At 61.6% G+C, this 10,003-nt stretch carries 6 protein-coding genes and 1 tRNA gene; all 7 read right to left on the reverse strand.

What is annotated here, in order from left to right; genetic code table 11:
• Positions 1-279: 279 nt before the first annotated feature.
• The 7 genes from F8N49_RS20720 to uca all read right to left on the reverse strand — a co-directional run bounded on the left by F8N49_RS20720 (position 280) and on the right by uca (position 9,862).
• Positions 280-353 (reverse strand) — tRNA-Gly (locus F8N49_RS20720).
• 157 nt (positions 354-510) lie between these two features.
• On the reverse strand, positions 511-1,395 hold the full coding sequence (locus F8N49_RS20725; protein ID WP_016771295.1) for an alpha/beta fold hydrolase: 885 nt from the start codon (positions 1,393-1,395) through the stop codon (positions 511-513).
• 316 nt (positions 1,396-1,711) lie between these two features.
• Entirely contained in the window at positions 1,712-2,404 is a 693-nt protein-coding gene (locus F8N49_RS20730; RefSeq protein ID WP_071174656.1) for a pseudouridine synthase, read from the reverse strand.
• Between the two features lie 33 nt (positions 2,405-2,437).
• Positions 2,438-2,668: a cysteine-rich CWC family protein gene (locus F8N49_RS20735; RefSeq protein WP_071174657.1), complete on the reverse strand. Its 231-nt coding sequence runs from the start codon at positions 2,666-2,668 to the stop codon at positions 2,438-2,440.
• On the reverse strand, positions 2,661-4,148 hold the full coding sequence (locus tag F8N49_RS20740) for a sensor domain-containing diguanylate cyclase (protein WP_041478881.1): 1,488 nt from the start codon (positions 4,146-4,148) through the stop codon (positions 2,661-2,663). The genes F8N49_RS20735 and F8N49_RS20740 overlap by 8 nt, the downstream gene beginning before the upstream one ends.
• A gap of 280 nt (positions 4,149-4,428) precedes the next feature.
• Positions 4,429-6,201, reverse strand: coding sequence for an allophanate hydrolase (gene atzF / locus F8N49_RS20745; protein ID WP_151552359.1), 1,773 nt, complete (start codon positions 6,199-6,201; stop codon positions 4,429-4,431).
• Positions 6,202-6,226: 25 nt separating this feature from the next.
• Complete coding sequence (uca, locus tag F8N49_RS20750; protein ID WP_151552361.1) at positions 6,227-9,862, reverse strand: urea carboxylase; 3,636 nt, start codon at positions 9,860-9,862, stop codon at positions 6,227-6,229.
• Between the last annotated feature and the right edge of the window lie 141 nt (positions 9,863-10,003).

Genomic DNA, 10,003 nt, shown 5'->3' on the forward strand with positions numbered 1-10,003 from the left:
TGCTGCGACAGCTTGAAGGCGCGAGAGCTGAAATGGCCTTGGCGGTGAACGCCTACAACCTGAAAAGAGCAATTAACGTGTTGGGCGTGCGCCAGATGATGGCGCTGATGGGCTGAAACGCCTTTTTCCGTCTGCTGTGAGCACAAAAGCAAACGCCCCGAACAAGTCGGGGCGTTTGCTGGAACCACCATCAGTGCGTTTTCACACAGTCTGATCAAGGCCGGTCTTTTCTATTCCTGCATCCCTCGTCGGACAACACAACGCGAGATCAATATTCGGTGGAGCGGGTAGAGGGAATCGAACCCTCATCTAAAGCTTGGGAAGCTTTCATTCTACCACTAAACTATACCCGCTCAGAGCGGCTGACTTTGTACCAGACTCGGGCACGGATTTGAAGTTTTCTTTTCTCTGCGAGGGCTTTGCCGCGCAGAAATCGGTCGATCGCGAGCAAGGGCTGCGCCGGTGCAACAGGCACTTGCAACTTGCAGCCTTGCCCGCGATGACGCTGTTTCAAATGGCCAGGGCATGGTGATCCTGCACAAACGAGTAGCGCGTTCGGCTGGCTTGCGGCGCAGGTTTCAGAAAGCCCAGCAGAGCGTTCTGGCTGTCGCGGCAGGCGGCCTTGTGCTCCATGTCGAGGAAGTGCCCGGTGGCTTGCAGGGTGGTGAAGCTGCTGTGCGCTACGTGATTGCCAAACAGGCGTGCGTCTTCAGCGGCGGTGTATTCGTCCCATTCGCCATTCAGGAACAGCACCGGCACGCTGATCTTTTTCGCCGCATTCAGATAGCACTGGCGATCGCTGTGCAGCACGTCGTTGATGTGAAAGTGCATCTGCCCGTACTCATGCTCGGCGAGGCTGCTGACGTGGCGATAGTTGAAGCGCTTGAACAGCGACGGCAGGTGTTTGCCAATCGTGTTGTTGACCAGATGACCGACCCGGTCGCCGTCGCGGCTGCCGAGGTAGTCGACGCCGCGCTCGAGGTAATCGAGCATGTGCGCATTGATTACCGGGGAGAACGAGCTGATCACGGCTTTTTCGATGCGCCGCGGTTGCTGGGCGAGGGCGACCAGAGTGGCGGCGCCGCCCCAGGAGAACGACAGCACGTGTTCGGCGGCGAAGTGATCGATCAGCTCCAGCAGGATCTGCCCTTCGACTTCCTTCGTCAGATGTTTCTCATGCCGGTTGTGGGCTTTTGAGCGGCCCGCGTAGGGCTGGTCATAGCAGACCACGTTGAATTGCGGGTGCAGGTTTTTCACGGTCTGTGCAAACGACGCAGTCGTGGCCATCGAGCCGTTGACCAGAATGATGGTCTTTTCTGCGGCGTCTGCGCGATAGAACTCCGTGTAAACCCGATACTGACCCTGTATATCCAGCACAGCGATTTCTGGCCTCATGTCATAAGACTCCTGGCAAGCAAGCGGGTATGCGCGCAATCGAGATTGCACGAGCTTTGTGACAGGTAGGCATACGCCTGAAATTTGCTGGCCCATGTCGATCCGGTACGGCAGGTCGACGGGTGTTGTTATTGGCGGGCAGATTGCCGGCTGAGGCGCAGCCCTTGAGGGCAGACGACCGACAAAAAGTTTCTTGGAAGTATGTGGTGACTCATCGGTCACATTTCGGCCGACGTCCTGATTCAAGCAGGGGACTCAGGATCACGCAAGTGCCGTCGGCGAATTGTTCGACAACTTCGGCTGAGCGGTCGCCGGCTTAGAACAAATGAATCTCTTCGGTGCGCAAAGCGCGGTATTCGCCCGGTTTTAGCGCGTGATCGAGGGTCAGTTCGCCGATGGATTCGCGGTGCAGACGCAGGACTTTATTGTTGAAGAAACCAAACATGCGCTTGACCTGATGGTAGCGGCCTTCAACGATGCTCAACCGTGCGGAGCGTGGGCCGAGCAGCTCCAGTTGCGCCGGTTGCGTGGTCAGATCTTCAAAAGCGAAGTAAATGCCCTCGGCAAATTTCAGCGCGTAGCTCGGGTCGATGTCCTGTTCGGTTTCGACGTAATAGACCTTCGCCAGTTTGGTTTGCGGCTGCGTCAGGCGTCGCGACCAGGTGCCGTCATTGGTGATCAGCATCAGCCCGGTGGTATTGAAATCCAGACGTCCGGCGATGTGCAGATCGTCCTTGTGCGCTTCATCGAGCAGGTCGAGCACGGTCGCATGCTGCGGATCGCGGGTGGCACTGACGCAGCCCGGGGGTTTGTGCAGCATGAAATAGCGCGCCGGTTTGCCGCTCTGCAGCACCTCATCGTCGACTTCGACCCGACTGAATTCCAGCACCTCACTGTGCGGGTCGCTGACGACTTTTCCGTCAATCCGCACGCGCTTTTCCACCAGCAACAGGCGAACCTGCTGACGGTTGTAGCGAGGCAGATTGCTGAGGAAGCGGTCGACGCGCATGGTCAGGATTCAACAAACAAAGGGCCGCGCATCTTACGGGATCGGCCGCCGGCCTGCTTGCAGTTGCGCTTCGACCTGTGCGCAGCGCGGGCACAGGCAGGCTTGATTGCGCAGCGCGGCCGGCAGCGCTTCGAGCACCGCCGGGTCGATGGTCACGCCATAGCACCAGCATTCGCGGTCGGCGGTATGCGGGTCGGCGAGGCTGCAATCGTTGCGCGCACCGCAGGCCGGGCAGTGGTCGGGTTTGACGTCGTTATCAGGCATAGGTCGAGTGCGGCATTTCCATGCAGGTGCGGTTGCGCCCGGTTTGCTTGGCGCGGTACATCGCATGATCGGCCCGCGACAGCAGAGTGTGCAAGGTGTCATCGCGTTGCACGGTGGTGGCGCCGATGCTCACGGTCAGATGCAGGCTGTGGCCATCGTAGGCATATTCGTGTTGTTCGACGTGCTGGCGGATCTTCTCGGCAATTTTCTGCCCGGTCTCACCGTCGGTGTCTTTCAACAGAACGATGAACTCTTCACCGCCCCAGCGGCAGACGATGTCGGCGTGACGCAGGCAACTTTGCAGGTCGCGGGCGAAACCGATCAACACCTGGTCGCCAGCCATGTGGCCGTAGGTGTCGTTCAAGGCTTTGAAGTGGTCGAGGTCGAGCAGCAACGCGGTCAGCGGCTTGGTTTCCCGTTGGGCCTCGTGCAGCGCTTGCGCGGCGAGGATGTCGAAGCCGCGTCGGTTCGGCAGTTCGGTGAGACTGTCGAGGGTGGCGTGCGCCTGAATCTTCGCCTGGAAGCGCTTGATCACTCGATTGAGCAAGGCCAGCACGATCAACGTCACCAGCAGGCAGATCAGCAGATTGAGATACAGCGACTGGCGGATCTCGCTCAGCGCGCCGTCCTCGCGTTTATCGACGAACAGGTACCAGTTCAACTCGGGGATAAACCGCACGTTGAGAAAATGCCCCTGGCCGTGGGTGGAATATTCGTAGCTGCCGCTGTGCGGCTTGGGCAACTGGCTGACCAGACTTTTCATGCTCTCCAGTTCGCCAAGACTCTGGCCGATGTGCGCGCCTTCCGGGCCACCCTCGGCACCGGTCAATACGAGGCGGCCGAAGGTGTCGACGAAGTACACGCTGCGTTGATAGCGCTGTTGATACTTGTCGATCAGCTTGATCACCGCGTCCACGGTGAGGCCCACGCCCGCAGCACCGATGAAGCGGTTGTGGTAGTCGTAGACCTTGTAGTTGATGAAGAACGTCAGGTTGTCCTTGTTGGCCAGATCCGGGTCGACGTTGATCTCGTACGGGTCCTGCATGTCGCGCACGCGGAAGTACCAGGTGTCGCGCGGTTCATCGACTTTGACCTGCTTGAGCACGCCTTTGGCGTGGTAGTAGGTGAGCGTGGCATTGGAAACGAAGAACGCCGTGTAGGCGCCGTAATGGGTCATGACCTCGTCGAGATAGCGGGTCATCTGCTCGGGATTCTGCTCGCCATTGACCACCCAGTCGCGCATGAACGTGTCACGGGACATCATCGAGGAAATCAGGATCGGCCGGACCAGATCTTTCTGGATTTCCGAATAGACCGTGTCGGAGGTCAGTGGCAGTTCAGTGTTGACGATGTTGTCGCGGATCGACTCGCGGGAGGCGAAATAGCTCAACAGTGATGTAGCGAGAAACCCGGCGCCGAGCAGGGCGACCAGGGTGAGCACCAGTGAACGTTGCGAGTACAAGGGAGAACGAAGCGGCATGGCAGATCCGTTGGCAGTGGCCCGATGGGATGCATTCTAGTGGGATGGTCGGGAAAACACTGCGGGATTTGTGCCTGAAATGGCGGGGGATATGACGTAGCGGTGTGTCAGGGAAATCGCAGCCCCTCACCCCAGCCCTCTCCCGGGGGAGAGGGAGCTGGATTGTGGGTGATGGAAAATCTGTGATCGACTCGGTATCAGCCAATGGCAACCGATGGACAGTCACCTCACCCTAGCCCTCTCCAGGAGGAGAGGGCCAGGGTGAGGGCGAGCTTTCGGATCAGCCCCGGGATGCCAGATACGCCCGCCATCCCCCCAAATGACTGATATCCACCGCACCCTCCAACCCATACGGCTCACAGATAAACCCGCTCTCCCAGCGCCCATCCGCCAGTTGCACCTTGCCCAGCCCCAGCGGCGCCGGAATCCCGGTGAGAAACGAGCCCAGCTCACTGCTCGGCAACTCCCACACCTCCACGGCAATCGCCACGCCGCCGTCCTTGACCCGTACCATGCCCGGCCGCAATGGCGGGCCGCCGGCGAGGGCGTGCAGTCGATAGTCCGGCGAACTGAACGTGGTTTCCAGCAAGCGCCCGCCACGCTGAGTCAGTTGCCAGTTCAACGCCAGCCCTTGCAGATGCGCGCCACACACCACCAATCGAGCGCGGTCGTTGCGCGCAGCGTTCGCCGGAGCTGGCAGGGCGCTGTCCTGCTGGCGCTGCAACGCATCCGCCACGCTCAACAGATACTGATCGGTAAACACCCGCCCGAACAGCGTCACGCCCCAAGGCAAACCGTTGCTCATGAACGCGGTCGGCACGGCGACGGCGGCGTAGTCGAGCAGGTTCATGAAGTTGGTGTAATAGCCCAGTTCGGAATTGCGCAGCACCGGCTCGGCCGCAAGCTCGGCCAGGGTCACTGGACGGCCGATGGTGGGTGTCAGCACGCAGTCGAGATTTTCCAGGGCCTCGTCGCAGAGGGCCTTCAATGCCTGCAATCGATACTGCGCGCGGAAGGTCTGCACGCCGGTCACTGCCGGTGCCTTGGCCAGCACCGCTCGGATCACCGGCAGCACCGCTTCGGGATTCTGCTCCATCAGCTCACCGGCGACGCTGTAACGCTCGGCGACCCAAGGCCCGTCGTAGAGCAGACGCGCTGCTTCGAGAAATGGCGACAGGTCCAGTTCGACCGCTTCGCCACCCAGAGCCTTGAGCCGTTCGATGGACGCTGCGAACAGTTGCGGCCCTTCGTTGCAACCGAAAAATTCAAGGTCTTGCGCCCGTGGCACGCCGAAGCGAAACGGCCGTGGCGCGCCGAACGCCGAGCCGTCGTTCCATGCCGGGTTGCCTCGGCTGTACTCATCGCGAGGATCGTGTTTGGCCGTCAACGCCAGCAACTGACTGGCCTCGCGGGCGGTGGCGGTGAAAGTGGTCACGCAGTCCAGCGTGCGGCACGCCGGCAGCACGCCAGCGGTGGAAATCAGGCCCTTGCTCGCCTTCAATCCCACCAGATTATTCAGCGCCGCCGGCACTCGCCCGGAACCGGCGGTGTCAGTGCCCAAGGCAAAACTCGCCACACCTAGCGCTACCGCCAGGGATGAACCCGCGCTGGAACCGCCGGACGGATACTCCGCCAGCACACTGTTCGGGCACGCGCCGTATGGTGAGCGGCTGCCATTGAGGCCGGTGGCGAACTGATCGAGATTGGTCTTGCCCAGCGGAATCGCGCCCAGCGCCAGCAGTTGCTCGACGATTGTTGCCGACCGCTGCGGCACATAGGCAAACGCCGGGCACGCGGCGGTGGTCGGAATGCCCGCCAGATCGATGTTGTCCTTGATCGCGAATGGCACGCCATACAGCGGCAGGCTGTCGAGGTCACGACCGTCGAGGGCGGCCAGATACGGCTCCAGTTCATCGACGCTGAGCAGGTGGATGAACAGGTGATAGTCGGGGTTCAGCGCAGCGGCTTTTTCGCGCAATTGCAGCAGCAGTTGGCGCGGTGTGGTGTCGCCATTGCGATAGGCCTGGCGCAGTGCATCGAGTTGCAGATTCATCGGTTGATCCTTTTCAGTAATGGCTTCAGTCGAGTTCCAGCACCACCACCCGTTGTCCGGCGCGCACCGCCGAACCGGGTTGCACGCGGATCTCTCGCACCACACCGGCCAGCGGCGCGAGCACAGGGATTTCCATCTTCATCGACTCGAGAATCACCAGCACATCGCCCGCCGCGACACGCTGGCCGGTCTCGACCTGCACCTGCCAGAGATTGCCGGCGATGTGGCTGTCGACGCTGTGCTCACCGCTTTGCAGCGGTGCTTCTTCGCTGGCGTCAGGCACGGCTTCTTCGCTGTCGAAATGCGCCTGGCCGCTGGCGATCCAGCGCTCGCGTTCAGCCTTGAAGGCGCCCTGTTGCTGCGCACGGAAGGCGCTGATGCCCTGGGCTTCCTTACAGAGAAATGCCTGATAGTCGGCGAGGTTGAGCTGGCTGTGTTCGATGTTCAGATCAAAGCGCCCAAGGGGGAAATCGCGGCGGATGCGCAGCAGTTCTTCGGCGCTGACCGGGTAGAAGCGGATCTGATCGAAGAAGCGCAGCAGCCACGGTTTGCCATCGAACGCGGCGACTTCGCGATAGCGATTCCACATCTGCAGAGTGCGCCCGACAAACTGATAACCGCCCGGGCCTTCCATGCCATACACGCACATGTAGGCGCCGCCGATGCCGACCGAATTCTCGGCGGTCCAGGTGCGTGCCGGGTTGTACTTGGTGGTCACCAGGCGATGGCGCGGGTCGAGCGGCGTGGCCACCGGCGCGCCGAGGTAAACGTCGCCAAGGCCCATCACCAGATAACTCGCATCGAACACCGTGCGCTGCACTTCGTCGAGATTCGGCAGGTCGTTGATGCGCCGGATGAACTCCAGATTGCTCGGGCACCACGGCGCGTCCTTGCGCACGGTGGTCATGTATTTCTCGATCGCCAACTGACAGGCCGGGTCGTCCCACGACAGCGGCAAGTGCACGATGCGCGAAGGCACCTGCAAGTCCTTGGCGGCGCACACCGCGTCCCATTCGCCGGCGATGATGCCGAGCAGATCGGCCAGCGGCAGTTGCTCCGGCTGGTAGTGCACTTGCAGCGAGCGAATGCCCGGGGTGAGGTCGATGACGCCATGCAGGGCTTGGCTTTCCAGCGCCTGCATCAGCGCGTGGGCGCGGAAGCGCAGGACCAGATCGAGCTCCGGCGCGCCGATTTCCAGCAGTAAATGAGTGTCGCCAGAAACCCGCCCGACAAGCCGCCGATCCCCCTGACCCAACTCAAGAACCACAGGCGACACAATCCCTTGTGGGAGCTGGCTTGCCAGCGATGAAGTTGATGCGGTGTCAGATCGGGCACCATCGCTGGCAAGCTCGCTCCCACAGGGAGCATCCCATTTCAGGGCGAGATCGCGGGCGGTCTTGAGGTCGACGGGAATGAACTGAATTTTATCGCCCGCCTTGAGCTGCCCCAGTTGCCACAGATCCGCCTCGATCACCGTCACCGGGCAGACAAACCCACCCAGACTCGGGCCATCCGGGCCGAGGATCACCGGCATGTCCCCGGTGAAATCCACCGCACCAATCGCATACGGATTGTCATGGATGTTCGACGGGTGCAGACCCGCTTCACCGCCATCCTCTCGCACCCACTCAGGTTTCGGTCCGATCAGGCGCACGCCGGTGCGGCTGGAGTTGAAATGCACTTCCCACTGGGTCGCGAAGAACGTGGCGATGTAGTTTTCGCTGAAGTATTCCGGTGCGCCGTGCGGACCGTAGATCACCCGGATCTGGCGCACGCTCGGCAGCGCGGTGATGTGCTGTTCGGCCAGTTGTTGGCCGGCGCTGTGGTCGGCCAATGCCGGCACATGCAACACGTCACCGGCCCTTAACGCCCGTCCGCCATGCCCGCCGAACTGGCCGAGGGTGAAGGTACTTTTGCTGCCCAGATAATCCGGCACCTGCACGCCGCCGCGCAGGCACAGATAACTGCGCGCGCCGGCGCCGCTGATGCTGCCCAGTTGCAATGTCGCGCCGGCCGGGATGAGCAGCGCGGTGTTCATTGGCATCGGTTCAGCGTCAAGGCTCAAGGCAATCGGCGCGCCGGTCACCGCGACCACCGCGTCACAATTGAAGCGCAGGATCGGCCCGCTCATGGTGATTTCCAGCGCGGCTGCGCCTTGTTCATTGCCGAGCAGACGATTGCCCAGGCGCAGTGCTCGGCTGTCCATCGGCCCCGACGGAGGCACGCCGACGGCCCAATAGCCGAGGCGGCCGGGATAGTCCTGCACGCTGGTTTGCGTGCCGGCGCTGAGCACTTCGAAGGTGTTGGCGTGATACAGCAGATTTTCCAGACAACGGGTCCACGGCTGGCCGCTGGCGAATGGAGCATCGAGCAGAATCTGCCGCAGGTAATCGCGGTTGGTTTCCACGCCATACAGCAGGCTATCGCCCAGTGCCTGATGGAGTTCGGCGCGAGCCTGTTCGCGGCTCGGCGCCCAAGCGATGAGCTTGGCAATCATCGGGTCGAAATACGGCGGGATTTGCACACCGGCTTCGACCCAGGTGTCGATGCGCAACTCAACGCCGTTGGCTGGCGGAAACTGCACAGCGGTCAGCAGGCCCGGGCTCGGCTGGAAATCACGCCCCGGATCTTCCGCGTACAGACGTGCCTGAATCGCATGGCCCTGCGGTTCCAGGCCTTGATACAACTCGTTCAGCGGCGGCAGATCACCAGCGGCCAGCTCGATCATCCAGCGCACCAGATCCACGTCCCACACCTGTTCGGTGACGCCGTGCTCGACCTGCAACCGCGTGTTCACTTCGAGAAAATAGAAGCGCTGGCCCTCGCTGTCGAAGACGAATTCGACGGTGCCGGCGCTGCGGTAATTCACCGCTTGCGCCAGTTTGATCGCCGCTGCGCACAGCTCATCGGCCATGCCTTCTGGCAGGTTTGGCGCCGGGGTTTCTTCGAGGACTTTCTGGTTGCGCCGCTGCACCGAACAGTCGCGCACACCGAGAGCGATGACTTCACCGCAGCCGTCGCCGAACACTTGCACTTCCAGATGCCGCGCGCGTTCGATGTACTTCTCGATGAACACCCCGGCGTCGCTGAAGTTGTTCTGACCGAGGCGTTTCACCGCTTCGAATGATTCGCTCAATTCACTGGCGCTGCGGCACACGCGCATGCCGATGCCACCACCGCCAGCGGTGCTTTTCAGCATTACCGGGTAGCCGACCTGTTCGGCGGCGCTCAGCGCGCAATCGAGGCTGTCGAGCAGGTCGGTGCCTTCGAGCATGGGTACGCCGTGCTGTCTGGCTAATGCGCGAGCAGTGTGCTTGAGGCCGAACATCCGCAATTGCTCCGGCGTCGGCCCGATGAAGGCGATGCCCTGCGCTTCGCAGGCTTCGGCGAACGCTGCGTTTTCCGAGAGAAATCCGTAGCCGGGATGAATCGCCGTGGCGCCGCTTTGTTTGGCAATAGCGAGGATTTTATCGACGGCCAGATACGTCGCGGACGCCGCGCCTTCGCCGAGGCTGTACGCTTCAGCGGCCTGGGAGATGTGCAGGCTGGCAGCATCGGCTTCTGAGTACACGGCGACGCCTTGGGCCTTCAGCACGTTGATCGTGCGCAGGATGCGACAGGCAATCGCGCCACGGTTGGCGATCAGGATTTTTTCGAACATGGCATAACCCCTGAAGGGGGAGCGGGCCGTCCCGCTGTTTTTCGACAGACATCCGGGCCGTCCCGGATGGAAAAAACATCACTCAAACTCACCGCAATCTCCTGTGGGAGCTGGCTTGCCAGCGATGAGGTCGGCACATCC

This window comes from Pseudomonas sp. GXM4 (genome assembly GCF_008923895.1).
Lineage (GTDB): Bacteria > Pseudomonadota > Gammaproteobacteria > Pseudomonadales > Pseudomonadaceae > Aquipseudomonas > Aquipseudomonas atacamensis.